The sequence below is a fragment of the Microbacterium sp. NPDC056057 genome (assembly GCF_042266945.1).
In the GTDB taxonomy this organism is placed as follows: domain Bacteria; phylum Actinomycetota; class Actinomycetes; order Actinomycetales; family Microbacteriaceae; genus Microbacterium; species Microbacterium trichothecenolyticum_C.
This window is the reverse complement of the sequence record NZ_JBHJWS010000001.1, coordinates 1031298-1056688: the sequence shown is the minus strand read 5'-3', so window position 1 is coordinate 1056688 and position 25391 is coordinate 1031298. Positions and strand designations below refer to the sequence as shown.

Sequence of the window (25391 nt, the reverse complement as noted above, 5' to 3'; positions counted from 1 at the left end):
TGCGAAAATCGGAGATCCCGCGAGAAGCGGTGGGCCTGCGCGCATCGGTCCGACTCCGGCGGGATCTCCGATTCCGGCGTCAGCCCCGCAGCGCCGCGGCCCTGTCCTGCGCTGCTTCGAGCAGCCGCGGCACTCCGTCCTCGAGTGTCGGGCCGAACGTGTCACCCGGGCGCTGGCCGTCGAGCCACCGGGTGTACAGCGCCTCGCAGAACACCGCAGCCTTGAAGAAGGCGAGCGCTTCGTACCAGGGCAGCATCGACAGATCGAGCGGATGCCGCGACGCATACCGCGCGACGAGCTCGGCGGTCTCGGGGAACCCGTCGAGTCGGGTGACAGGCGTCAGTTCGAGCGGCGTGGGCGCGGATCCGGGGCGCGCGTACGTGGCGGTGAAGTAGCCGAGGTCGGCGAGCGGGTCGCCCAGGGTCGCCATCTCCCAGTCGAGGATCGCCGCGACCCGCGCCGGAGTTCCCGGCGCGTACATCAGGTTGCCGATGCGGAAGTCGCCGTGCACGACGGCGGCGCGCTGGGTCTCGGGCATACGCTCGGCCAGCCACGCGGCGAGCTCGGCCACCGCGGGGAACGAGCGCCGCGAGTTCACGTCCCACAGCGCCGCGAAGCGGCCGACCTGGCGTGCGAGATAGCCGTCGGGTCGTCCGAGCGTGGCGACCTCCCCGGCGTCGACGCGCACCGCGTGCAGGTCGGCGAGCGCGTCGACGGCGGCGAAGCCGATGCCGCGACGGCCGTCGGCGTCGTCGAGTGGTGGGGGCACAGCATCCGTGATGACCTCCCCGTCCACGCGCTCCATGACGTAGAACGGCACGCCCAGCACGGCATGATCGTCGCACTCGGCGACGATCACCGGCACCGGCACGCCCGCCGCGCCGAGCACCCGCTGCACGCGCGCCTCGCGGGCCATGTCGTGCGTGGACGGCGGATGCGGCGGGCGCGGCCCGCGCCGCAGCACGAGGTCGCGGCCCGCGTACGCGATGGCATAGGTGACGTTGGAATGACCCTCGCCGATCCGCTCCCACGCGAGCGCTCCGTCGCCGAATCCGAGACCCCGCAGGTACTCCTCGACCGCATCGACCACGAGCAGCGGCGGCCGCTCGAGCCCGGCCGTGTCCGCCCAGGTCGCCACCGCCTCGACGCCGTCGGCCACAGCGATCACGGGGTCACCTCGTCGAGCCGGGCCGCGCCCGCCTCGACCTCGCGGGAGCGAGCGGACGCTGCGCGCCGCGCGATCGCCCAGCGGTGGGTCTCGCTCGACCCGTCGTAGATCCGGAAGGGACGCACCTCGTTCAGGTACTGGATGAGGGGCAGCGCGTCGGTGACGCCGTCGCCGCCGCACAGTTGCACGGCCCGGTCGATCACGCGGAACACGGCCTCGGAGCAGTGCACCTTGGCGACCGACGACAGCGCCTCTCCCGCGCGGGGGTCGGCGCGCAGCATCCGTGCCGTCTTGTCGATGATCGCGTCGGAGGTCTCGAGGTCGATGACACTGTCGGCGAGCAGCGCCTGCGCGACGCCGAGGTCGCGCAGGCGTGAGCCGAAGAGCTCGCGCGCGTCGGCCCGGTCGAGGGCGGTGTCGTGCGCGCGACGCGCGAGGCCGAGCCAGCGCATGCAGTGGGTGAGCCGCGCGGGGCCGAGGCGCACCTGCGCATACCGGAACCCCTGACCAGGTCCGCCGAGCACGTCGTCGTCGGGGACGAGGCATCCGTCGAAGCTCACATACGGGTGCCCGCCCGCGATCGCACCCTCGATCGTGTGGACGTCGGGGCCGACCGTGACGCCCGGCGCGTCGAGCGGGAGCAGGAACATCGTCGCCCCTTCGTCCCAACCCTCGACCGCCGGCGTGCGCGCCATGACGATCGCGAAGGCTGCGCCGTTCGCCCCGCTGATGAAGCGCTTCTGTCCGGTGATGCGCCAACCGCCGTCGACCCGCTCCGCGGTGGTCGAGAGCGCGCGAGGGTCTGAGCCCGCGCCCGGGTGGGGCTCGGTCATCGCGAAGCTCGAGCGGATGTCGCCGCGCACGAGCGGCGCGAGGTAGCGCTCGTGCTGCACGGGCGTGCCGACGACGTGCAGCAGGTGCATGTTGCCCTCGTCGGGCGCCATGATGTTGAGCACCGCCGGGCCGATGGGCGAGTACCCGGCCTCCTGGAAGATCGGCGACCACTGATCGATCGGGATGCCGCCACCCCCGTACTCGACGGGTGCGTGAGGCGCGAACACCCCGGCCTCGCGGGCCTGCGCGCGCACGCTGTCGAGGGTCGCATCGTCGAGCGGCGCACCGGGCTTCGGCTCCGCCGGGAGGACGACCTCGCGGATGAAGGCTCGCGTTCGGTCGCGCAGGTCGTCGACTGCCGTCGGGCTCATGCCGTGCCTCCCGCGCCGAGCAGGCCGCCGTCGAGGGTCAGCACCTGGCCGGTGATCCACGAGGCGTCGTCGCCCACCAGGAACGCGACCGCGCCGGCGACGTCCTCAGGGACGCCGAGGCGCCCGAGCGGATAACCGGCCGCGACCTCCTCCTCGCGCCCCTCGTACAGTGCGCGGGCGAACCGCGTCTTCACCACCGCGGGGGCCACCGCGTTCACTCGCACGCGCGGGGCGAGCTCGACCGAGAGGGTCGTGGTGAGATGCGCGACGGCGGCCTTCGTGACGCCGTACCAGCCGATGCCCGGCGAGGGCACGGCACCCGATACCGACGAGAGGTTCACGACACTGCCGCCGCGCGCGCCCTCACCCAGGCCGCGGCGCAGCGCCTCCTGCGTCCACGCGAGCGTCGAGACCACATTGACCCCGAGGATCTTGCGCGCCGCGCCGAGGTCGAGGTCGGCCAGAGGACCATAGACCGGATTGATGCCCGCGTTGTTCACGAGGATGTCGATGCCGCCGAACTCCCGGACGACGCGGTCGAGCGTCTCGGCCCGGTGACCGGGGTCGTCGGCCCCGCCCGCGACGCCGATCGCGGAGCCGGTCGGCAGCGACGCGACGGCCTCCTCGAGCTCCTCGGGGTGGCGGGCCGTCAGGCACACGCGCGCCCCCTCGGCAGCCAGCCGCGAGGCGATCGCGAGGCCGATGCCACGGCTCGCCCCCGTCACGATCGCGGTGCGTCCGCTCAGCGGTGTGGTCATCGTCGTCCTCACTCTCGGGCGGCGTCGTCGCCGACGGGGCTACGGCGCCTGCATTTAATCGTGCGTAAGAAATCTCACCGGCACAACCCTGTGATCCGGCGGGAAGCACCGGGTTGCAGCATCCAGTTTCTAATGCATAATAAAAACATGCTTCGCGGCGAGGACGCCGCATCCGCGACACGGAGGTTCGGCGATGACGCTGAAGAGAGACATCTACGACGAGGACCACGAGCAGTTCCGCGAGGTGGTGCGGGCATTCGTCGAGCAGCACGCACGGCCGAACGCGGACCGGTGGAGCGCCGAGGGCAAGGTCGACCGGTGGCTGTTCACGAAGGCGGCGGAGGCGGGCATCCTGGGCTTCGCGATCCCGGAGGAGTACGGCGGCGGCGGAGCCGACGACTTCCGCTTCCACGCGATCATGGGCGAGGAGCTCGCGCACAACCCCGTCTCGGACGGCATGGCGGGCATCGCACTGTCGAACGACATCGTGATCCCGTACTTCACCGATCTCACGAACGACGAGCAGAAGCAGCGGTGGCTGCCCGGCATCGCGGCGGGCGAGCTCATCGTCGCGGTGGCGATGACCGAGCCGGGCACGGGCAGCGACCTGGCGGGTATCCGCACCTCCGCCGTGCGCGACGGCGACGACTACGTCGTCAACGGCACGAAGATCTTCATCTCGAACGGACAGAACGCCGACCTGGTCGTGACCGCCGTGCGCACGAGCGACGACCCGCACCGCGGGCTCAGCCTGCTGGTGATCGAGACCGACACCCCCGGGTTCTCGCGCGGGCGCAACCTCGAGAAGGTGGGGCTGCATGCCCAGGACACGAGCGAGCTCGTCTTCGAAGACGTCCGTGTGCCGGCCGCGAACCTGCTCGGCGCCGAGGGCGCCGGCTTCATCGGGCTGATGCGCAACCTGCCGCAGGAGCGCCTGTCGATCGCGGCCGCGGCCGTCGCCGCCAGTGAGGGCGTGCTCGAGCGCACGCTCACCTACGTCAGGGATCGCAAGGCGTTCGGCAAGCCGATCGGGTCGTTCCAGAACACCCGGTTCGAGCTGGCCGACATGGTGACGGCGACGGACGTCAGTCGCGCCTACATCGACCGCTGCATCCGCCTGCACTCGGCCGGCGAGCTCTCGGCCGAAGACGCGGCGGCCGCCAAGTTCTGGACCACCGAGCAGCTCGTGCAGGTGGTGAACCGCTGCCTGCAGCTGCACGGCGGCTACGGCTACATGCGCGAGTACCGCATCGCGCGCGACTACGAGGACGCGCGCATCACGACCATCTACGGCGGCACGACCGAGATCATGAAAGAGATCGTCGGCCGGGGCCTGGGACTGTGAGGAGAGGCCACATGGCTGACGCATACATCTACGACGCCGTGCGCACCCCGCGCGGCAAGAACCGCGGCGGCGCGCTGCACGGCACCAAGCCCGTGGACCTCGTCGTCGGGCTCATCCACGCGGTCCTCGAGCGCAACCCGGGGCTCGACCCCGCGCTCATCGACGACATCGTGCTCGGCGTGGTGTCGCCCATCGGCGAGCAGGGCGGCGACATCGCCCGCACGGCGGCCCTCGTCGCGGGACTGCCCGAGACGGTTGCCGGCGTGCAGCTCAACCGCTTCTGCGCGTCGGGCCTCGAGGCCGTCAACGTGGCGGCGCAGAAGGTCGCCTCCGGCTTCGAGGACCTGGTGCTCGCCGGCGGCGTCGAGTCGATGTCGCGCGTGCCGATCGGCTCGGACGGCGGCGCCTACGCGCAGGACCCGACCACCAACTACGACCTCTACTTCGTGCCGCAGGGCATCGGTGCCGACCTCATCGCCACCCTCGAGGGTTTCTCGCGCGACGACGTCGACGCGTACGCCGCCGAGTCGCAGCGCCGTGCCGACACCGCGTGGCGCGAGGGGCGGTTCGAAGGATCCGTCGTGCCGGTCCGGGACCAGAACGGCGTGACGCTGCTCGACACCGACGAGCACCGCCGTCCCGACACGTCCGGGCTGGGCAACCTGCCCGCCGCCTTCGCGGCGCTCGGCGAGAGCGCCGGCTTCGATGCCGTCGCGACGCAGAAGTACCACGCCGTCGAGCGCATCGACCACGTCCACACCGCGGGCAACTCGTCGGGCATCGTCGACGGTGCCGCGCTCATGCTCATCGGCAGCAAGGAGGCCGGCGAGCGGCTCGGACTGACTCCGCGTGCCCGGATCGTGTCGACCGCCGTCACCGGCTCCGAGCCGACGATCATGCTCACCGGCCCGACCCCGGCGACGCTGAAGGCGCTCGACAAAGCCGGGCTGGCAGCATCCGATATCGATCTCTTCGAGCTCAACGAGGCGTTCGCCGCCGTCGTCATGAAGTGGATGAAGGACCTCGACATCCCGCACGACAAGGTCAACGTCAACGGCGGCGCGATCGCGCTCGGCCACCCCCTCGGCGCGACCGGCGCCATGATCCTCGGCACCCTCCTCGACGAGCTCGAGCGCCGCGACCAGAAGCGCGGCCTCGCGACGCTGTGCGTCGGGGCCGGCATGGGCATCGCCACCGTCATCGAGCGGGTCTGAGCCCGCGGCATCCGTCTGAACCGACCTGAGAAGAGAACACCTATGAGCACCACGATCGACGACACGACCGTGTACCAGGGGTACGCGTGGGAGCAGGATGCCGACGGCGACGTCGTCATCACCCTCGACGATCCCGGCAGCAGCGTCAACACCATGAATCCGCACTTCGTGGCGGCGCTGAAGGCGGCGGCCGACCGGCTCGAAGCGGAGCGCGACGACATCCGCGGGGTCATCCTGGTGTCGGCGAAGAAGAGCTGGTTCGCCGGCGGCGACCTCAACCTGCTGCGCGCCGCCGCCCCCTCCCGGGCAGCGGAGGAGACGGCCCACATCGACGCCGTCAAGGCTGACATGCGCCGGCTCGAGGTGCTCGGCAAGCCCGTGGTCGCGGCGATGAACGGCACGGCGCTGGGTGGCGGCCTCGAGGTCGCCCTCGCGGCGCACCACCGCATCGCCGCCGACGTGCGCGGCGCGCAGTTCGGGGTGCCCGAGGTGTCGCTCGGCCTCCTGCCGGGCGGTGGCGGCATCACGCGCCTCGTGCGCATGCTCGGGCTGCAGAAGGCGCTGACCGACGTCATCCTGCCGGCGACCAAGTTCTCGCCGTCGGACGCCCTTGCGGTGGGCATCGTCGACGAGCTCGTCGCGACTCCCGAGGAGCTGGTGCCCGCGGCCAAGGCGTGGATCGCCGCGAACCCCGCACCCGTGAAGCCGTGGGATGTGAAGGGCTTCCGGATCCCCGGCGGCGCGCCGAACTCGCCGTCGCTCGCGGGCGCGCTGCCGGCGTTCCCGGCGTCGCTGCGCAAGCAGGTGAAGGGCGCGCCGCTGCCCGCGCCGCGCGCCGCGATGGCCGCGGCGGTCGAGGGCGCCTACGTCGATTTCGAGACGGCGTCGAAGGTCGAGACCCGCTACCTCGTCGAACTCACCCACGGTCAGGTCGCGAAGAACATGATCAAGGCGTTCTTCTTCGATCTCGGGCACATCAACGCCGGAGGGTCGCGCCCTGACGGATACCCGCGCTACCAGGCGAAGAAGGTCGGTGTCATCGGCGCGGGCATGATGGGCGCCGCGATCGCGTATGTGTCGGCGAAGGCGGGCATCGAAGTGGTTCTGAAGGACGTCTCGCTCGAGGCGGCCGAGAAGGGCAAGGACTACTCGCGGGCGCTGGAGGACAAAGCGCTCGCGCGGGGGCGCACGACGGCCGCGAAGTCAGAGGCGCTGCTGGCGCGCATCACGCCGACCGCCGAGCCCGCCGACTTCGCCGGCGTCGACTTCGTGATCGAGGCCGTGTTCGAATCGGTGCCCGTCAAGCAGGGCGTGTTCCAGGAGATCCAGCACCTCGTCGAGCCCGACGCGGTGCTCGGCTCGAACACCTCGACGCTGCCGATCACGCTGCTCGCGAAGGGAGTCGAGCGCACCGACGATTTCATCGGCATCCACTTCTTCTCCCCCGTCGACAAGATGCCGCTGGTCGAGATCGTCCGCGGCGAGCGCACCAGCGATGAGGTGCTCGCCAGGACGTTCGACTACGTCCAGCAGATCCGCAAGACGCCGATCGTCGTCAACGACGCCCGCGGCTTCTTCACCTCGCGCGTCATCGGCCGGTTCATCGCCGAGGCGGTCGCTGCGGTCGGCGAGGGCGTCGAACCCGCGTCGGTCGAGCAGGCGGCGCTCCAGGCCGGGTACCCGGCGGGCGCGCTGCAGCTCCTCGACGAGCTGACCATCTCGCTCTCGCGCAAGATCCGCCTCGAGACGCGCGCCGCCGAAGAGGCCGAGGGAGGCATCTGGATCGAGCACCCGTCGGAGGCCGTCATGGACTGGATGGTCGTCGACGCCGAGCGACCGGGGCGCCGCGCGGGCGGCGGCTTCTACGAGTACGACGAGTCGGGCAGACGCGTCGGCATCTGGCCGGGCCTGCGCGAGAAGTACGGCTCGGGGCGCACGGTGCTCCCCTTCGAGGACCTGCAGGAACGGATGCTGTTCGCCGAGGCCCTCGACACCATCGCGTGCCTCGACGCCGGCGTGCTCACCTCGGTGCCGGACGCCAACATCGGGTCGATCTACGGCATCGGGTTCCCGGCGTGGACGGGCGGCGTGCTGCAGTACGTGAACCAGTACGAGGGCGGGCTGGACGGCTTCATCGCCCGGTCTCGCGAGCTCGCCGAGCGGTACGGCGACCGGTTCCTGCCGCCGGCATCGCTGATCGCCAAGGCGGAGGCGGATGAGACCTATGAGTGACACGACGCTCGCCGAGCCGCGACTCAAGACCCGCTTCACCGCGGCGCTCGGCATCGAGCACCCCGTGGTGCAGGGCGGCATGATGTGGGTCGGCCGGGCCGAACTCGCCGCCGCCGTCTCGGAGGCCGGCGGCCTCGGCATGATCACCGCCCTGACCCAGCCGACGCCGGCCGATCTCGTGAACGAGATCGAGCGCGCGCGGACGCTGACCGGCAAGCCGTTCGGCGTGAACCTCACGATCCTGCCGTCGATCAGCCCTCCGCCGTACGACGAGTACCGCCGCGCCATCATCGACGCGGGCGTGACGATCGTCGAGACGGCGGGTGCGAACCCCGAGCCGCACATGGACATGTTCCGCGAGCACGGCGTGCGGGTGATCCACAAGTGCACGTCGGTGCGGCACGCGCTCAAGGCCGAGAAGGTCGGGGTTACAGCGGTCTCGATCGACGGGTTCGAGTGCGCGGGGCATCCGGGCGAAGACGACGTGCCGGGGCTCGTGCTGATCCCGGCCGCGGCCGATGCCCTCAGCATCCCTTTCATCGCCTCCGGAGGGTTCGCCGACGGCCGTGGTCTCGCGGCAGCGCTCGTGCTCGGCGCCGACGGCGTGAACATGGGCTCGCGGTTCATGTGCACCGAGGAGTCGCCCGTGTCGCAGGCGGTGAAGGAGCGCATCGTCGAGGCGAGCGAGCTCGACACGAACCTCATCTTCCGGTCGCTGCGCAACACCGCGCGCGTCGCGAAGAACGCGGTGTCGGACGAGGTGGTGCGCATCCTCGCCGACGGCGGCCGGTTCCCCGACGTGCGCGAGCTCGTCGCCGGCGCCCGCGGCCGCAAGGTCTTCGAGAACGGCGACCTCGACGCCGGCATCTGGACCGTGGGCCAGGTGCAGGGCCTGATCCACGACATCCCGCCCGCGGGCGAGGTCGTCCGCCGCACGGTGTCGCAGGCCCACGAGGTCCTGTCGCAGCGCCTGTCCCTGTTCGCCTGACGGCGGATCCCCCACCGGGACGGATGCCTCGACCCGAGGCATCCGTCCCCATCGCCGTCCCGAGCCCCGCTCCGCAGTCACAAAGTGCGGCCTACACGGCGCGCGACCCTCACAAAGCGACTGCGCAACAGAGGACGGAACTGTTCCGCAGTCACGTTGTGCGGGCCAGACGCCGCGCGACCCTCACAAAGTGACTGCGGAACAGCGGAGGCTGCGGGTCGACGGGGCGGGGTCAGGCGCCGGCGCCGTGGCGGACGAGGTCCTGGGTCTGGCGGACGAGGTCGTCGAGGCTGCGGGTGCGGGGGTTCCACCACTCCACGGCCCAGTTCATCGAGCCCAGCAGCAGCAGACGGAAGATGTTGATGTCGAGGTCGGCGCGGAGCTGGCCGGCGTCCTGGGCGGCGTGGAAGAGGTCGCGCCAGATGCGGCTGTAGGACGCCTCTTCGGCGGCGGGGCGCACACGGAGGTGCTCGGGCACCTGCCCGGCGTTGCGCACGGATGCCGTGGTGTAGTCCGAGATCTGCAGCTCGTAGCGCAGGTGCGCGTCGACTGCGGCGAGGATGCGGTCGAGGGGCGTGGCGTCGCCGGGCAGCGCCGCGATCACCTCTTCGACGTGGACGCGCACGCGGTGCGCGCCGGCCCACATGACCTCTTCGACGAGGTCGTCGCGCGAGCCGAAGTAGTAGTAGATCGCGGGCGCTTGCACGCCGGCGACGTCGGCGACGTCGGTGAGCCGCGTGCCGGCGTAGCCCTTGCGGCTGAGCACCTGGGCGGCGGCGTCGAGGATGCGCTGACGTGTGCGCTGCGATTTCGCCGTCGCGCCGTCCTCGCTGCTCTGCGACACCCGGACCCCTCTCGTTGCTCACATTCTAACCAGGATTCGAAAATCTTCGCGCGGACCCTTGCGGCGCGAACACGGCGGCGATATTGTGAATCACCATTCACTTCCCGCCCTCAATGACGAGTCTCGGCGACGAGATGGAAATGACCCGACATGACCCTCCTGCACGACGACAGCACGTCTGTCCTCACCACCACCGACCCCCGCGACGGCAGCCCGATCGCCTCGTACCCCGTGGCGTCCGCCGACGACGTGCGGCGCACCGTCGATCGCGGCCGCGAAGCCGGGACGTGGTGGGCGGGTCTCTCGTTCTCCGAGCGCCGGCGCGTGCTGATCGCGTTCAAGGCCGCCATCGCGCGCGACGCGAAAGCGCTGGCCGCGATGATCGCGCGCGAGACCGGCAAGCCCGACGGCGATGCCCTCCTCGAGGTGATGCTCACGCTCGGTCACCTCGACTGGGCCGCGAAGAACGCGGAGCCGGTGCTCAAGAGGCGCAAGGTCAAGGCGGGGCTCGTCAACTACAACCAGCACGCGACGCTCGGGTACGTGCCCTACGGCGTCGTCGGCGTGATCGGCCCGTGGAACTACCCGTTCTACACGCCGATGGGGTCGATCTCGTACGCGCTCGCGGCGGGCAACGCCGTCGTCTTCAAGCCGAGCGAGCTGACGCCCGGCACCGCCGTCTGGGTCGCCGACAAGTGGCGCGAGGTGTGCGACCGACCGGTTCTCCAGGTCGTGACCGGCGGCCGCGCGACCGGCGCGGACCTGGTGCGGGCAGGTGTCGACAAGGTCGCGTTCACCGGCTCGACCGCCAGCGCGAAGAAGGTCATGGCGGCGTGCTCCGAGACCCTCACCCCGCTGGTCGCCGAGTGCGGCGGCAAGGACGCGCTGATCGTCGCGACGGATGCCGACCTCGACGCCGCGGCAGACTTCATCGCGTTCGGCGCTCTCGGCAACGCCGGTCAGACCTGCGTGGGCGTCGAGCGCGTCTACGTCGAGCAGCGCGTGCGCGATGCGCTCGTCGACAAGGTCGTCGAACGAGCGAAGCGCATCGTCGTGACCGGCGACGCCCCGACGTACGGGCCCATGACCCTCGCCACCCAGACGGACGTCGTCTCCGCCCACGTCGAGGACGCCCTCGCCCGCGGCGGCACGGCCGTCTTCGGCGGCCCCGAGTCGGTCGCCGACCGCACGGTGACGCCGATCGTGCTCGTCGACGTCCCCGAGGACTCCGACGCCGTGCAGCGGGAGACCTTCGGACCGACCGTGGTCATCAACGCCGTCGCCGACCTCGACGAAGCCGTCGCCCGCGCCAACGCGACAGAGTATGGACTCGGTGCCGCCGTCTTCACGAAGGACGCGAAGAAGGGCGAGCGCATCGCGGCGCAGCTGCGCGCCGGCGTCGTCACGATCAACTCCGTGCTCGGCTTCGCGGCCATCGGCGCACTCCCGTTCGGCGGCGTCAAGGGGTCGGGCTTCGGCCGCATCCACGGCGCCGACGGCCTGCGCGAGTTCAGCGTGCCGAAGTCGATCGCGCGCCAGACCCGCAAGGCGGCCCTCAACCTGCTGACGCTCGAGCGGTCCCCCAAGGACATGCACATGGTCGAGCGCATGATCCCGATGCTCCACGGCAAGGCGCGCTGACCCCACCGCGGGGCGTCAACGCGCGTCGATGCCCAGCACGATCTCGACCAGGCACGTCAGCCGCGCGGCAGCCGCGTCGTCGCGCATCGTGAGCAGCGGCGCCTGGTCGGCGACCACGCCCAGCCCGGCATGGACGAGGACGGATGCCTCGCGCCCGCCGAGTTCGGGACGCACGGCCTGCAGCAGCGCCGCCCAGTCCGCGATGTGCGCCCGCTGCATCGCGCGCAGGCGCCGCTGCTCCTCCGGCGCGAGGTTGCCGATCTCGGAGAAGTAGATGCGCATCAGCGCGAGGTGCGAGAACGTGTGGTCGACGTACGCGCGACAGAGGCGGCGCAGCGCGTCCTCGGGCGAGGACGCCGACTCCCGTGCGTGCAGCGCTGCGCGCTCGAGCTCCACCGCGGCCCGATCGCACGCGGCCAGCAGCAGCGCGGACTTGCCGTCGAAGTGGCGGTACACGCCCGACGGCGTGAGGTCGACCTCGACCGCGACGTCCTCGATGGTGACCTCGTTGTAGCCGCGCGCGGCGAACTGGCGGATCGCGGCGTCGATGAGACGCGCCCGGCGTCCCTGCTCGGAGGCGGTTTCGTCGTCGGGCGGAGGCGGGGGCGCAGCATCCGTCGCCGTCACCGCGTCGGGAGCCGGAAGCGAGCCGTCGAGCGCGTGCCACCCGGCCCCCGCCAGGAGGCCGCGCAAGGCCCTGGCGCCGACCACCGTGCGATGCGCGGTGATGCTCGCGACCGCGCTCAGTGCCCCGAGGACGAGCAGCCGGCGGTCGGTCTCGTCGACGTCGGGTCGGTAGACGACGTGCGCCGCCTCGAACCGCTGGCGGAGGAGTCGGAACTCGGAGGTGAGCAGCTCGCGGTCGTCGTGCTCGAGGTAGCGCCCCTCCCACCGGTAGATCCCGCCGGTCGCGCGGAGCTCGACGGTGGTCGCGATGACCGCGTCGACGAGGGCGTCGAGCGCCGCGTGGGCCTCATCGGGCGAGTCGAGCGGGAGCGCGGCGGCCGCGTCGGTGTCTTCGATGAGGCGATGCGCGATGGTGAACGCGGTCTGCACGAACAGCGCGTACTTGTTCGGGAAGTGCCGGTACAGGGCGGGCGCCGAGATGCCGACGGCCGCCGCGATGTCCTGCATGGCGACGGCGTGATAGCCGTTCTGCGCGAAGGCGAGGGCGGCGGCTTCCTCGATGCGGCGCTTGCGGTCCCGCGGCCTCGTGCGTGAGGCGGGTGGCGCGGCAGCGGGCATGCGGACAGCCTACTCGCGGGCTTCAGCGGGCGGCCTAGATTGCGACGCCGCGTTCACTTCCGACGCGGCACGTGATGTGAATTCCGGTTAACAAAAGTCGTGACATCCGGCGACGCGCCTGCCATACTCGACACGAGCCACCGGTGCCGCAGGGTCGCGGCATCCGTTGACGATGACGTGACGAGAGGCCACCCGATGAACGACTCCGCCCCCACCGCGATCCCCGCATCCGCGCGGCGCAACCACTGGATGAACCAGGTCGCCACGCACGCCGAGATGAAGCCGGATGCCGCGGCATTCCGCTTCCTCGGAGCCACCACGACGTGGCGCGAGACGCGGGACCGCACGGACGCGTTCGCGGCGGCCCTCGCGCGCCGCGGCGTCGCCGCCGGCGACCGCGTGCTGCTGCTCACGCTGAATCGCCCGGAGGTCGTGATCTCGGTGTTCGGCATCAACCGGATCGGCGCGATCGCCGTGCCGATCAACATCCGGCTCACACCGCCGGAGATCGCCTACATCGTCGACGACGCCGACGCGGACGTGCTCATCGTCGAGTGGCCGCTCGCCCCGCTCGTCGGCGCGGTCGCCCAGATCACCGACCGCATCAAGAGGGTCATCGTGATCGGCGACGCCGGCGACGGGCAGGAGTCCTGGGCGGATCTCGTCGCCGAAGACCCCGAAGGGTTCGAGGGGCAGGACATCCCGGAAGACACGACGGCGCTGATCATGTACACCTCGGGCACCACCGGGCGCCCGAAGGGCGCGATGCTCGATCACATCAACCTCTACGCGCAGTCGATCACCTGCATCCGCGCGAACAACGTCGTCGACGAGAGCGACATCTCGTTCCTGACGGCGCCGCTCTTCCACATCGCCGGCCTCGGCTCGATCGCGCCGAACTTCATCCTCGGCATCCCGACGGTGATCCACCCGCTCGGCGCGTTCAACGCCACCGAGCTTCTCGACGCGTGGGAGCGCGAGAAGGCGACGATCGTCTTCAACGTGCCGCAGCAGTGGCAGGTGATCTGCGCCGACCCGACCATCGCGGACCGCGACCTGCACCTGCGCATCATCAGCTGGGGCGCCGCTCCCGCGTCCGACACGCTGCTGCACGCGATGGCCGACACGTTCCCGCACGCGACGAACGTCGCCGTGTTCGGGCAGACCGAGCTGTCGCCGATCACGTGCGTGCTCCGTGGCGAGGACTCCCTCCGCAAGCTCGGGTCGGTGGGCCGGCCGATCCCCACCATCCAGTACCGCGTCGTCGACGACGACATGAACGATGTCGCCCCCGGCGAGGTCGGCGAGATCGTGTACCGCGGCCCCACCCTCATGAAGGGGTACTGGCGCAAGCCCGCCGAGACCGCGGAGGCCTTCGAGGGCGGCTGGTTCCACTCGGGCGACCTGGTCCGCCAGGACGACGAGGGCTTCGTCTGGGTCGTGGATCGCAAGAAGGACATGATCATCTCGGGCGGCGAGAACATCTACTGCGCCGAGGTCGAGAACGTGCTGTTCGCCCACCCGAAGATCCTCGACGTCGCGATCTACGGCCGCGCCGACGAGCGCTGGGGCGAGGTCCCGGTCGCGGCGGTCGCGCTGGCACCGGGCGAGGAGCTCACGATCGACGAGCTGCAGGCGTGGCTGAGCGACAAGCTCGCGCGCTTCAAGCAGCCCAAGGCGCTGGTCGTCGTGTCGGCCCTCCCCCGCAACGCCGGCGGCAAGGTCAACAAGGTCGCGCTGCGCGCGGCCGACCGCGAGCTGACCCCGGCGTAGGCCATGACAGCTGCTGTGGCCGCGCTCGTTCGTGAGCGCGGCGGATCCGTCGCGCTCACGAACGTCACCCTGCGCTCCCCCGACCCGCGCGAACTCGTCGTCCGGGTGATGGCCTCCGGCGTCTGCCCGACCGACCTGTTCGGCATCGACGGCGGGGCCGGCGACCGCTTCCCCGCGGTCTTCGGCCACGAGGGCGCCGGCGTCGTCGAAGCCGTCGGCGCGGAGGTCACGCGCGTGCGGCCCGGCGACCGGGTCGTGCTCGGCTTCGGCTCGTGCGGCGCGTGCGGCCCGTGCCGCGACGGCCACTCCGCGTACTGCGACCGGTTCGCCGAGCTCAACTACGCTCCGCGCTCCGATGCGGCCGCCGACGGTGGCGAGCGCGTCACCACCGGGTGGATGGCCCAGTCCTCCTGGGCGACCCGCGTCGTCGTGCACGAGTCGAGCGCGGTGCCGATCGGCGACGACGTGCCCTGGGCGGTGGCCGCGACGCTGGGCTGCGGCATCCTGACCGGCGCCGGCACCGTGCTCAATGTGCTGCGCCCGGCCCCCGGCGACGCGCTTCTCGTTCTGGGCGCCGGCACCACCGGGCTCGCGGCGGTCCTGGCTGCGGCGCACCGGGGCGTCGCGCGCATCGTCGTGAGCGACCCGGTCGAGGCGCGCCGCGTCCTCGCGCTCGAGGTGGGCGCGACCGAGGCGCTCTCCCCCCACGACCTCGCGGCGCAGCGTCCCGCCCCGTCGTTCAGCCACGTGCTCGACACCGCCGGCACGCAGTCGTCGATCGACGCCGCCCTCGCCGTCGTCGCGCCGCGCGGCATCGCCGCCACCGTCGCGCTCAAGCCGGGCGCCAACCCGGTGACCGTGTCGCAATCGCGCCTGCTGTGGGGCCGCACTCTCACCGGTGTGATCGAGGGCGACGCCGACGTCGCCCGCGACGTGCCGCTGATGGCGGCGCTGTGGCGCGCGGGCCGGCTCCCCGTCGAGCGTCTCATCGGCACGTACGCGTTCGCCGACGCGCAGGCCGCGATCGCCGACGCCCGCGCGGGACGCGTCGTCAAGCCGGTGCTCGAGATGGAGATGGCGACGGATGCTGCGGCCGCAGCATCCGTCCGCCCTCTGGTCGACCGGCTCCGCGACGGCGTGCCCGACGACGACCTCGCCGCGCTGTGGCGTTCGCTCCCCCCGGTCCGGACGGCGGAACTGCGCGGGCTCTGGCGCGGCTGGGCCGCGACGCGCGGCCACCGCGCCGGGCGACTGCTCGAGCGCAGCCGGTGGTACGGCAAGCTCTTCCGCTCCGACGATGACGTCGCACCCCTCGTGTGCGAGACCGAGGACGGCACGCTCGTCGCCGACGCAGGCCTCGCCCGCGGAGGTGCGACGCTGCGCACCATCGTGCACGACGGCGTCGCCACGGCGTCGATGGTCTACGACGGGCAGCCGATCATCGACCACTTCGTGCGGCTCGGGCCCGGCACGGTGTTCGGCGTCATGACCGGCCGCGACACCGACGACCGCGGCCGCGCCTTCTACTTCGTCCTCGAGCACGTGGAGGACCGCCCCGTCGCCCTCCACGGATGACGGATGCCTCGACCCACCGCACGCCCGCGGGTCGAGGCATCCGGAATCAGGCGCGCGCGTCGGGAGTCGCGTAGGTGCTGCGCTGCTCGATGACCGCGAGCGTGCAGCGGGAGACGCACACGAGGCGCCCGGCCTCGTCGGCGATGCGGATCTCCCACACGTGCACGCGACGCCCCACGTTGATCGCCGTGACCGTGCCGATGACCCAGCCGGACGAGATCGGGCGCAGGTGGTTGGCGTTGATCTCCATGCCCACGACGTGGAACCGCTCACGGTCCACGGCGAGGTAGCCGGCCCACGACGCGAGGGTCTCGGCGAGCGCGACCGATGCCCCGCCGTGGAGCACACCCGCGGGCTGCACGGAGCGGTGGTCCACAGGCATCCGTCCGACCAGCGCGTCGTCGCGGATCTCGACGATCTCGATGCCGAGGTTCTCGATGAGGGTGCCCGGCGCCATCGCCGAAAGGTCGATCGCGGCGACGTCGCCGAACCAGAGGCTCACGGCCTCACCCCGCGGCTTCCTCTTCACGGTCGACGGCGGCCAGGTGCGCAGCATCCGCCACGTAGCCCTCGATGTGGCGCTCGTCGGGGCCGTTGTACTCCGACAGCGGGCGGATGAGCGCGTTCGAGGCGAGCTGCTCCATGATGTGGGCGGTCCAGCCGGTGACGCGCGCCGCCACGAACAGCGGCGTGAAGGTCAGCGTGTCGAAGCCGATGAGGTTGTAGGCGGGACCCGAGGGATAGTCGAGGTTCGGGTAGATGCCCTTGCGGCTCACGAACTCGCTCTCGAGCGTCTCGTACAGCGCGGCCACATCGGGTCGGTCGTAGTGCTCGACGAGGGTGTCGAGCGCCGCCTTCATCGTGGGCACGCGCGAGTCGCCCTTCTTGTACACGCGGTGTCCGAAGCCCATGATCTTGCGCTTCTCGGCGAGCGCCTGATCGAGCCACGGCCCGACGTTGTCGGCGGTGCCGATCTCGTCGAAGATGTGCAGCACGGCCTCGTTCGCCCCGCCGTGCAGCGGGCCCTTGAGCGCGCCGATCGCCGCGACGACCGCCGAGTAGAGGTCGCTGAGGGTCGACGTCACGACGCGCGCCGTGAAGGTCGAGGCGTTGAACGAGTGCTCGGCATACAGGATCATCGAGCGGTTGAACGCGTCGACCACGATGTCGTCGGCCTGCTCGTCGAACGTCATCCAGAGGAAGTTCGCCGCGTAGTCCAGGTCGTCGCGGGGTGCGACCGGCTGCAGGCCCCGACGGCGGCGCTGACCGTAGGCGACGATCGCGGGGAGTACCGCGAACAGACGGATGCTGCGGGCCAGGTTCTCCTCCGCGCTCCCGCTCACCTCCAGCACGGAGCCCGTGCCGGCGAGGTCGCGCGCGCCGATCAGGCTCACGGCCGTGCGCACCTCGTCCATGGGGTGCGCGTCGATCGGAACGAGGTCGATCGCCGCACGGACCTCGGCGGGAAGGTGCCGGTAGGCGCGCTCGGTCGCGCGCAGCTGCGCGAGCTGCACATCGGTCGGCAGCTCGCCGTACCACAGCAGGTAGGCGACCGCCTCGAACGGCTGCGTCGACGCGAGCTCCTGCACCGGATACCCGCGGTACAGCAGCGAGTTCGTCTCGGGGTTGACCTTCGAGACCGCCGTGTAGTCCACGACGACGCCGGCGAGGCCCTTCTTGATGTCGGGATCGGTCATGACTGCTCCTTCGGGTCGGTGACTCAGCGCTGGATCTGGAAGTTGAAGACGTCCTGGTCGAAGTGGTTGTACTGCTCGTAGTCGATGAGGTCGTAGAGGTCGGCGCGGTGCTGCATCTCGCCGAGCCTGGAGGTGAGGTGTCCGTCGTCGATGAGCGTATCGAGAGCGCGGGATGCCGCGCCCATCGCGATCCGCAGGAGTGAGACCGGCCAGATCACGATGTTGACGCCGACGCTCTGCAGTTGGTCGACCGAGAAGAGCTCCGACTTCCCGAACTCGGTCATATTGGCGAGGATCGGCACGTCCACGGCGGCGCGGATCGCAGCGAACTCCTCGAGCGTGCGCATCGCCTCGGGGAAGATCGCGTCGGCCCCCGCGTCCACGAGCGCCTTCGCACGGTCGATCGCGGCATCCATCCCCTCCACGGCGCGGATGTCCGTCCGGGCCATGATCAGGAAGTTCGGGTCGCGGCGTGCGTCGGCCGCCGCCCGGATGCGCTTGATCGCGGTGTTCTCGTCGACCACGGCCTTGCCGTCGAGGTGACCGCACCGCTTCGGGTTGATCTGGTCCTCGATGTGCGTGCCGGCCAGGCCGGCATCTTCGAGCGTCTGGATCGTGCGGGCGACGTTCATCGGCTCGCCGAACCCGGTGTCGGCGTCGATGATCGCGGGCAGGTCGGTCATCCGCGCGATCTGCTGGCCCCGTGCGGCGACCTCAGTGAGGGTGGTCAGGCCGATGTCGGGCAGGCCCAGGTCGGCACTGAGCACGGCACCCGAGATGTAGACGCCCTCGAAGCCCTTGCGCTCGATGAGCCGCGCGCTGAGCGGATTGAACGCGCCGGGGAACCGCAGCAGCTCTCCGCTCGCGAGCCGCTTGCGGAACAGCCGCCGCTTCTCGTGCGCGGGGACGGTGGAGTACAGCATCAGAACAGGCCCTTCGGGGCCGGCGCTGCGGCGAGCACGCCGAACTCGGCGACGATCGAGAGCTGCTGCACCTCTTCGGCCGTCAGCTCGGGCAGGCGCTGGGCGAGGTCGAGGAAGCGCTCGATCTCATCGGACGAGAGCACGGGCTCGGCCAGCAACCGGAACTTGCGCACGTAGTCCTCGCGGACGAAGGGTCGGGCGCCGAGGGGGTGTGCGTCGGCGACGGCGATCTCGTCCTCGATGGTCTCGCCGTTGGTGAGGCGGATCTCGACGCGGCCGCCGAACGCCTTCTCGTCCGGGTCCTCCGAGTGGTACCGGCGGGTCCACTCCTCATCCTCGGCGGTGGTGATCTTGTGCCACAGCGCGACCGTGTCTTCGCGCCCTGCCCGCGCGGGAAGGTACGAGTCGACGTGGTGCCAGCCGCCGTCCTGGAGCGCGACCGCGAAGATGTACGGGATCGAGTGGTCGAGCGTCTCGCGCGACGCGGTGGGGTCGTACTTCTGCGGGTCGTTCGCGCCGGAGCCGATGACGTAGTGCGTGTGGTGCGACGTGTGCAGCACGATCGCCTCGACGTTCGCCGGGTCGGTGAGCTCCGGGTGCTCGCCGTGGAGCTTGCGCGCGAGGTCGATCCAGGCCTGCGCCTGGTACTCGGCCGAGTGCTCCTTCGTATACGAGTCCAGGATGGCCCGCTTGGGCTCGCCCTGACCCGGCAGCGGCACCTCGTACGAGGCGTCCGGTCCGTCCAGCAGCCACGCGATCACGCCGTCCTCGCCCTCGTAGATCGGGCTCGGCGAGGTCTCGCCGCGCATCGCACGATCGACGGCCTCGACCGCCATCTTGCCCGCGAACGCGGGGGCGTGCGCCTTCCACGTCGAGATCTCGCCCTTGCGGGACTGGCGCGTGGCCGTCGTGGTGTGAAGCGCCTGGCCGACGGCCTGGTAGATCGTCTCGACGGGAAGGCCGAGGAGCGTGCCGATGCCGGCCGCGGCCGACGGGCCGAGGTGCGCGACGTGGTCGATCTTGTGCTTGTGCAGGCTGATGGCGCGCACCAGGTCGATCTGGATCTCGTACCCGGTCGCGAGTCCGCGCACCAGCGCGGCGCCGTCGGCGCCCACGTGCTGGGCGACCGCGACGATCGGTGGGATGTTGTCGCCCGGGTGCGAGTAGTCGGCCGCGAGGAATGTGTCGTGGTAGTCGAGCTCACGCACGGCGACGCCGTTCGCCCACGCCGCCCACTCCGGGCTCGTCTTGCGGTCCAGGGCGCAGCCGAACACCGTGGCCCCCGAGCCGCCGACCGACACCGCGTGGTCGAGAGCCTGCTGGCGGGCTGCGCTCACCGGAGCACGGGTGAGGGATGCTGCGGCCACCGCCGCGTTGTCGATGACGCGGTTGATGATCATGTCGACGACATCCGCGTCGACCTCGACGGGGTCGGCGGCGACTTCGGCGATGTGCCACGCGAGCTGCCCCTCGCGCGCGAGGTGCTCGTCGCTGCGGTGGACGCGGAGGTGGTGGATGACGGTCATGACCGGCCTTTCAGAGTCGGGGGCGCGATTCGACAGACTCAGCGACCGGAGCAGCGGATGCACCGGTCGCGGAGCTTGTCGAGGCGGTGAGGGATTCGAGGATGCTGTGCAGCGCGTTGTGCAGGTGGACGTGCGTCGCGTGGGCGGCGAGATCCGCGTCGCGCGCGGAGATCGCGGCGGCGATCAGCCGGTGCTCGGCGACGGATGCGGCGAGCCGGGCGGGATTGTCGCGTGCGAGCCGTCGCACCCGGACGAGATGCGTGCGCACCGTGCGCAGGGCGGCGGTGAGGTAGTCGTTCGCGACGGCGGCGTCGAGGGCGAGGTCGAAGTCTGCGATGAGGGCGTAGTAGGCGTCGCGCCCGTCCGCGCCCGCATCGTGGCCGTCGAGATCGACCCGGGAGAAATCGTGGGCGAGCTCCGCGAAGGCCGCGGCATCTCCGCGCTCTGCGGCGAGCCGCGCGGCGGACTCCTCGAGGGCGCGGCGCACTTCGAAGATCTCGCGGATGTCGTCGGCGTCGATCGCGGTGACCACGGTGACGCGCGGCGACTGCTGCGCGACGAGCCCGTCGGCTGCGAGCCGGCCCAGCGCTTCACGCAGCGGCGTGCGGCTGACTCCGAGGCGGGCGGCCTGCTCGACCTCGCCGAGCACGGCGCCGGGTCGGAGGACGCCGGACTGGATCTCGTCGAGGAGGGTCGCGTATGCGCGGTCACTGGCACGCATTCGCATCACCTCCTCGTTCGACACCTCGGCCAGTGTATACACAAAGCTCTTGCAAACCTACCGGGTGCCCCAATCGAGGGCCATGCGTATACAAACGCACTCCGTAGGGAAATCGCCCGATGTCGGCGCGCGTTCAACAGGTGTAGCTTCCGCATCACCGGGGCGCTGAACGAAGGAGTTGCCATGAAGCACATGCGAGCGGCCGCCACCATCGCCGCCGTATCGGGAGTCGTTCTCGGCATGGGAGCGACCGCTGCCGCCTCCGCGGCACCCGGTCACGTCGACCATTTCGATGAGGTCCACCAGGAGAGTTTCACCGCACACGATCCCGACCTCTGCGACGGCCTGCTCGACTTCCCGGTCGAGTGGGAGGAGCACGAGGTCGGCTCGTTCCGGATCACCGAGCGTCAAGGGCAGGGGTACGGCGGATACAACGCGACGCTCGTCGGCTCCTACACGAACGTCGATACCGGCCTCGCCTACCACTACGACCAGCGCGTCAACAGCAAGGACCAGAAGCTCGTGCCCAACGACATCGGCGGACTCACCGTCACGTTCATGGACCGCTTCAACGTCTTCTGGACGGACGACCTGGGTCGGGCCGCGTTCCACGACGCCGGCGCGAACACCGTCACCGTGGAGGTGGACGAGAACGGTGACTTCGTCGAGTTCATCGACGACCACCTCCGCGGACGTGGCGACACGGAGGGGCGCGACTTCTGCGACGACCTCATCGAGTTCACCACACCCTCGGCGCCCTGAACTCCTGATCGATCGGGGCGCCGTGAGGAAAGCGTGAGGAGTATTCACAACTTTGTGAAACCGGCGTAGCTTCAGCGCCATGACCACAGTCATCCGCACGAGCGGCCTCACCAAGCACTACGGCCGCGTCCACGCCCTCGACGGACTCGACCTCGCTGTCGACGAGGGCCAGGTGCACGGGTTCCTCGGACCCAACGGGGCGGGCAAGTCCACCACGATCCGGATCCTGCTGGGACTCGCGCGCAAGACCGGGGGCGAGGCATCCGTCTTCGGTCTCCAGCCGTGGCGCGACGCCGTCAAGATCCACCGGCGCGTCGCGTACATCCCCGGCGATGTGAGCGTATGGCCGAACCTGTCGGGGGGCGAGGCGATCGACCTCCTCGCCCGTCTGCGCGGCGCCGCGCGCCACGACAGGGCGTACGCCGACGAGAAGGCGCGCCTCATGGAGGCGTTCCAGTTCGACCCGCGCAAGAAGGGTCGCGCCTACTCGAAGGGCAACCGGCAGAAGGTGGCGCTCATCGCCGCCTTCGCCGTGCCCGCCGACCTCTACATCCTCGATGAGCCGACCAGCGGCCTGGACCCGCTCATGGACGTGATGTTCCGCCGCGAGGTCTCGCGCGTCCACGCCGCGGGGGCGACCGTGCTGCTGTCGAGCCACATCCTCTCCGAGGTCGAGCAGCTGTGCGATCGCGTCTCGATCATCCGCGCCGGGCGCGTGGTCGAATCGGGCACCCTCGCCGACATGCGTCACCTCACGCGCACGGAGGTCTCTTTCGAGGGGACGGATGCTGCGCCCGTGGCCACGCTCGCGGCGGCCCATGACGCGCTGGTCGAAGACGGCCGCGTGCGCTTCACGGTCGACAGCGATCAGGTCACCGGCGTGCTGCCCGAGCTCTCGCGCCTCGGGGTGGCGGGACTGCGCGTCGCTCCCCCGTCGCTCGAGGAGCTGTTCCTGCGCCACTACGGCGACGACCTCGCCGTGCTGGAGAGGAACGGACGATGAGCCGACTGTCGACGCTGCTCGGGCAGCGGCTGCGGCGGGACTGGCTGCAGCTGACGCTGTGGATCTTCGGCACGTTGGCGCTCGCGTTCGCAGGGCTGTCGGGCGCGGCGAACACCTACGGCACCGAGCAGGAGCGCACGGCACTGCTCGCCACCGTCATGGCCAACCCGGTGATCCTGCTGTTCCGTGGGCTGCCGTCCGGGCCGGGCGAGCAGGCGTTCATCGTCTTCCTCCTGATGCCGTTCCTCGTGATGATGCCCGCGTTCATGAGCACCTTCCTCGCGGTGCGCCACACGCGCGGCGACGAGGAGGCGGGGCGTCTCGAACCGGTCGCGGCGACGACGGCGGGCAGGGCCGTGCCGACGGTCGCGACGATCGTCCACGGCGTGCTCGCCAACGTCGTGCTGGGCGTCCTCGTGGCCGCCGCCTTCCTCGCCGGCGGCTCGCCCGCTGAGGGGTCGTGGCTCGCCGGGTTCACCGCGGCGTGCGGCGGGCTGACGTACCTCGGCGTCGCGCTCCTGGCGGCACAGCTCATGCGGACCTCGCGGGGCGCGAACTCCCTCGCCGTGTGGGTGCTCGTCGTCACCTACTTCATCGCCGGGATCGGGAACGCCCTCGGCACCCCGAGCGACGACCTCACCCACATGCAGAGCTCGTGGCTGACGTGGCTCTCGCCCTTCGGCTGGGCCGAGAACACCCGCGCCTTCGACGAGAACCTGTGGTGGCCCGCGTTCCTCTGCCTCGCCGCGTTCGTCGTGCTGGCCGGAGTGGCCCTGGCGCTCCAGACCGTGCGCGACCTCGGCGCGAGCATCGTGCCCGAGCGGCGGGGGCGCGCCGCCGCGCGCGCGACCCTGTCGACGCCGACGGCGCTGGTCACGCGCCTCGCCACCGGCTCGACGATCGGCTGGATGGCGGGCGCCTTCTTCGCCGGGGCCCTCTCGACCTCGCTCGGCGCGGTCGTGAACGAGATGGGGTCGGACAACCCGGCCGTCGCCGACATGCTCAAGGCACTCTCGGCCGAGGCCGACCTCGAGCAGGCGGTCATCGTCGTCTTCTTCACCATGGTGGGGCTCCTCGCCGCCTGCGCCGGCGTGCAGACCGTCGCCCGCGCTCGCCAGGAAGAGGCGCACGGCACCGCCGAGCCGGTCCTCGCGACCCCCGTACAGCGGGTGCGGTGGCTCGCCGACTACGTCGTGGTGGGGTTCATCGCGATCGTCCTGACCTGCGCCGCCGCATTCGTCGGGGCGTGGGCCGGAGCCGCGAACCTCGACAACGGTGCCCTGACCGGCGATGCGTTCGTCGCGGCGTGGGGGCAGGTCATCGCCGCATCCGTGTTCCTCGTCCTCACCGCGCTCGTCTTCGCGATCGCCCCGCGCTGGACGATCCCGCTCGGGTGGACCCTCGTCACCGCCGCGATCGTCTTCGGCCTCTTCGGTCCGCTCCTCGGCCTTCCGGAATGGGTGACGAACCTGTCGCCGTTCTCGGTCGCGCCGGTGCCGAGCGGCAGCGACGTGGATCTGCGGGGGATGTGGTGGCTCGTGCTCGCCGTCGGCGTCGGGGCGGCAGCATCCCTCACCCTCATGCGGCGGCGCGAACTGGCCTCGGCCGGGTAGGCGACCGCGATGACGAACGAGCACCCCGGCGCGGAGGCGGCGGAGCAGGCGGCGGCGATGCTCACCGCGGTCGGCATGCCGCGCATGCCGGCGCGGGTCATGATGGCCCTCGCCGGCTCGCCCGATGAGGGGTACACCGCCGCCGACCTCGCCGACCGCCTCGGGGTGTCGGCGGCGGCCGTGTCGGGCGCGGTGCGCTACCTCGTCTCGATGCGCCTCATCCACCGGCTCTCGCGCCCCGGCGATCGGCGCGACCGCTACGACCTCGCGGAGGACTCCTGGTCGGGCATGATCACGGCGAACGCACCGCTGTACGGGACCCTGGCGGCGTCGCTCGACCGGATCGCCGACGAGAACCCCGGGGCTCCGGCGTCAGCCGCGCGGGCGCACGAGATCGCGGACTTCCTCCGCTACCTCGCGGAACGGATGCCGCAGCTCGCGGCCGAGTGGCGTGCAGGCCGCGACGCGCCCGGGGAAGGGACCGCGGCCGGGTAGCCTTGCCCGAGTGACCGACGCGACCCGCTACATCGTTGCCACCGACGGAGCCTGCAAGGGCAACCCCGGACCGACGGGGTGGGCGTGGGTCGGCGAGGACGGGCACTGGGCAGCCGGCGCGATCCCCTCGGGCACCAACAACGTCGGCGAGCTGATGGGCCTGCTCAAGGCCATCGAGGACCACAGCGACGTCGCGAACCTCGTGATCCAGGCCGACTCCAAATACGCGATCGACACGTACACGAAGTGGATGGACGGCCACCGCCGCCGCGGCTGGAAGACATCGACGGGCGCGCCCACGAAGAACGTCGACATCCTCGAGCAGCTCATCGTCGCGCGCGACGCCCGCCGGGCGGCCGGCCTCCCCGACGTCCAGCTCGAGCACGTGCGCGGCCACTCCGGTCACGTGCTCAACGCATGGGCCGACGAGCGCGCGGTGCGCGCCTCCGAGCACGCGGCCAAGGGCACGGCGAGCGCATGGTCGTCGCTCGGCGCGCAGGACCGCATCGACGTCTCGTCCCGCCCGAAGAACGGGCGCTGACCCGGCCGGTGCTGCCTACAGCGGCGGTCCTCAACTGAGGACGTGGGCCGGGATGCGGAGCCGATGCGCCTCGCGGCCCCTCATCTCGGCTCTCACCCTCGAATGAGGATCTCGATCCTGGC

The 25391-nt window shown here is 71.0% G+C and carries 22 protein-coding genes; 12 read left to right on the top strand and 10 right to left on the bottom strand.

What is annotated here, in order from left to right; translation table 11 throughout:
* Nucleotides 1–79: 79 nt before the first annotated feature.
* Genes ACFC1K_RS04530 through ACFC1K_RS04520 form a run of 3 tightly spaced genes read right to left on the bottom strand, consistent with a single transcriptional unit; the run spans nucleotide 80 to nucleotide 3131 of the window.
* Nucleotides 80–1168 carry a phosphotransferase family protein gene (locus ACFC1K_RS04530; protein ID WP_375870621.1) on the bottom strand — a complete coding sequence of 363 codons (1089 nt, stop codon included), beginning with the start codon at nucleotides 1166–1168 and terminating at the stop codon, nucleotides 80–82.
* Entirely contained in the window at nucleotides 1165–2373 is a 1209-nt protein-coding gene (locus ACFC1K_RS04525; RefSeq protein ID WP_375870620.1) for an acyl-CoA dehydrogenase family protein, read from the bottom strand. The genes ACFC1K_RS04530 and ACFC1K_RS04525 overlap by 4 nt, the downstream gene beginning before the upstream one ends.
* Complete coding sequence (locus tag ACFC1K_RS04520; RefSeq protein ID WP_375870619.1) at nucleotides 2370–3131, bottom strand: SDR family oxidoreductase; 762 nt, start codon at nucleotides 3129–3131, stop codon at nucleotides 2370–2372. Before ACFC1K_RS04520 ends, ACFC1K_RS04525 begins: the two co-directional genes overlap by 4 nt.
* 199 nt (nucleotides 3132–3330) lie before the next feature.
* On the opposite strand from ACFC1K_RS04520, the gene ACFC1K_RS04515 reads away from it, so the two are divergent.
* Genes ACFC1K_RS04515 through ACFC1K_RS04500 form a run of 4 tightly spaced genes read left to right on the top strand, consistent with a single transcriptional unit; the run spans nucleotide 3331 to nucleotide 8910 of the window.
* A complete protein-coding gene (locus tag ACFC1K_RS04515) occupies nucleotides 3331–4476 on the top strand; it encodes an acyl-CoA dehydrogenase family protein (RefSeq protein WP_375871150.1) in 1146 nt (381 codons plus the stop codon).
* Nucleotides 4477–4487: 11 nt separating this feature from the next.
* Nucleotides 4488–5690, top strand: a complete 1203-nt coding sequence (locus ACFC1K_RS04510) for an acetyl-CoA C-acetyltransferase (protein WP_375870618.1) — start codon at nucleotides 4488–4490, stop codon at nucleotides 5688–5690.
* 42 nt (nucleotides 5691–5732) lie between these two features.
* Nucleotides 5733–7922: a 3-hydroxyacyl-CoA dehydrogenase NAD-binding domain-containing protein gene (locus ACFC1K_RS04505; protein WP_375870617.1), complete on the top strand. Its 2190-nt coding sequence runs from the start codon at nucleotides 5733–5735 to the stop codon at nucleotides 7920–7922.
* Nucleotides 7915–8910 (top strand): NAD(P)H-dependent flavin oxidoreductase, encoded by a 996-nt coding sequence (locus ACFC1K_RS04500; protein WP_375870616.1) that lies wholly within the window; start codon nucleotides 7915–7917, stop codon nucleotides 8908–8910. Before ACFC1K_RS04505 ends, ACFC1K_RS04500 begins: the two co-directional genes overlap by 8 nt.
* Before the next feature lie 232 nt (nucleotides 8911–9142).
* Here the strand turns inward: ACFC1K_RS04500 and ACFC1K_RS04495 are convergent, their stop codons facing one another.
* Entirely contained in the window at nucleotides 9143–9754 is a 612-nt protein-coding gene (locus ACFC1K_RS04495; RefSeq protein ID WP_375870615.1) for a TetR/AcrR family transcriptional regulator, read from the bottom strand.
* Nucleotides 9755–9904: 150 nt separating this feature from the next.
* Here ACFC1K_RS04495 and ACFC1K_RS04490 point away from each other — a divergent pair, with 150 nt between their 5' ends.
* Nucleotides 9905–11395 carry an aldehyde dehydrogenase family protein gene (locus ACFC1K_RS04490; protein WP_375870614.1) on the top strand — a complete coding sequence of 497 codons (1491 nt, stop codon included), beginning with the start codon at nucleotides 9905–9907 and terminating at the stop codon, nucleotides 11393–11395.
* A gap of 15 nt (nucleotides 11396–11410) precedes the next feature.
* Here the strand turns inward: ACFC1K_RS04490 and ACFC1K_RS04485 are convergent, their stop codons facing one another.
* Complete coding sequence (locus ACFC1K_RS04485; RefSeq protein ID WP_375870613.1) at nucleotides 11411–12640, bottom strand: TetR/AcrR family transcriptional regulator; 1230 nt, start codon at nucleotides 12638–12640, stop codon at nucleotides 11411–11413.
* A gap of 195 nt (nucleotides 12641–12835) precedes the next feature.
* Between ACFC1K_RS04485 and fadD5 the strand changes: the two genes are divergently transcribed.
* Together fadD5 and ACFC1K_RS04475 are read left to right on the top strand one after the other, a co-directional pair.
* Nucleotides 12836–14413 (top strand): fatty-acid--CoA ligase FadD5, encoded by a 1578-nt coding sequence (gene fadD5 / locus ACFC1K_RS04480; protein ID WP_375870612.1) that lies wholly within the window; start codon nucleotides 12836–12838, stop codon nucleotides 14411–14413.
* A gap of 3 nt (nucleotides 14414–14416) precedes the next feature.
* Entirely contained in the window at nucleotides 14417–15988 is a 1572-nt protein-coding gene (locus ACFC1K_RS04475) for an alcohol dehydrogenase catalytic domain-containing protein (protein ID WP_375870611.1), read from the top strand.
* Nucleotides 15989–16034: 46 nt separating this feature from the next.
* Here ACFC1K_RS04475 and ACFC1K_RS04470 read toward each other — a convergent pair whose 3' ends face one another.
* The 5 genes from ACFC1K_RS04470 to ACFC1K_RS04450 are packed head-to-tail and all read right to left on the bottom strand — an operon-like array spanning nucleotide 16035 to nucleotide 20855.
* The gene (locus ACFC1K_RS04470) at nucleotides 16035–16490 is read right to left on the bottom strand and encodes a hotdog fold thioesterase (RefSeq protein ID WP_375870610.1); all 456 of its coding nucleotides are present in this window, start codon (nucleotides 16488–16490) and stop codon (nucleotides 16035–16037) included.
* Between the two features lie 4 nt (nucleotides 16491–16494).
* Nucleotides 16495–17685, bottom strand: coding sequence for a bifunctional 2-methylcitrate synthase/citrate synthase (locus tag ACFC1K_RS04465; protein WP_375870609.1), 1191 nt, complete (start codon nucleotides 17683–17685; stop codon nucleotides 16495–16497).
* A gap of 23 nt (nucleotides 17686–17708) precedes the next feature.
* Nucleotides 17709–18608, bottom strand: coding sequence for a methylisocitrate lyase (gene prpB, locus ACFC1K_RS04460; protein ID WP_375870608.1), 900 nt, complete (start codon nucleotides 18606–18608; stop codon nucleotides 17709–17711).
* Nucleotides 18608–20134 (bottom strand): MmgE/PrpD family protein, encoded by a 1527-nt coding sequence (locus tag ACFC1K_RS04455; protein WP_375870607.1) that lies wholly within the window; start codon nucleotides 20132–20134, stop codon nucleotides 18608–18610. The genes prpB and ACFC1K_RS04455 overlap by 1 nt, the downstream gene beginning before the upstream one ends.
* Before the next feature lie 10 nt (nucleotides 20135–20144).
* On the bottom strand, nucleotides 20145–20855 hold the full coding sequence (locus ACFC1K_RS04450) for a GntR family transcriptional regulator (protein WP_375870606.1): 711 nt from the start codon (nucleotides 20853–20855) through the stop codon (nucleotides 20145–20147).
* Nucleotides 20856–21038: 183 nt separating this feature from the next.
* Here ACFC1K_RS04450 and ACFC1K_RS04445 point away from each other — a divergent pair, with 183 nt between their 5' ends.
* The 5 genes from ACFC1K_RS04445 (at nucleotide 21039) to ACFC1K_RS04425 (ending at nucleotide 25269) form a co-directional block, all read left to right on the top strand.
* Complete coding sequence (locus ACFC1K_RS04445; RefSeq protein ID WP_375870605.1) at nucleotides 21039–21617, top strand: hypothetical protein; 579 nt, start codon at nucleotides 21039–21041, stop codon at nucleotides 21615–21617.
* Between the two features lie 79 nt (nucleotides 21618–21696).
* On the top strand, nucleotides 21697–22620 hold the full coding sequence (locus ACFC1K_RS04440; RefSeq protein ID WP_310286155.1) for an ABC transporter ATP-binding protein: 924 nt from the start codon (nucleotides 21697–21699) through the stop codon (nucleotides 22618–22620).
* Nucleotides 22617–24233: an ABC transporter permease gene (locus tag ACFC1K_RS04435; protein ID WP_375870604.1), complete on the top strand. Its 1617-nt coding sequence runs from the start codon at nucleotides 22617–22619 to the stop codon at nucleotides 24231–24233. The genes ACFC1K_RS04440 and ACFC1K_RS04435 overlap by 4 nt, the downstream gene beginning before the upstream one ends.
* 9 nt (nucleotides 24234–24242) lie before the next feature.
* Nucleotides 24243–24728 carry a GbsR/MarR family transcriptional regulator gene (locus tag ACFC1K_RS04430; protein ID WP_375870603.1) on the top strand — a complete coding sequence of 162 codons (486 nt, stop codon included), beginning with the start codon at nucleotides 24243–24245 and terminating at the stop codon, nucleotides 24726–24728.
* A 10-nt stretch (nucleotides 24729–24738) separates the two neighbouring features.
* On the top strand, nucleotides 24739–25269 hold the full coding sequence (locus ACFC1K_RS04425) for a ribonuclease H (RefSeq protein WP_375870602.1): 531 nt from the start codon (nucleotides 24739–24741) through the stop codon (nucleotides 25267–25269).
* Nucleotides 25270–25391 lie beyond the last annotated feature (122 nt).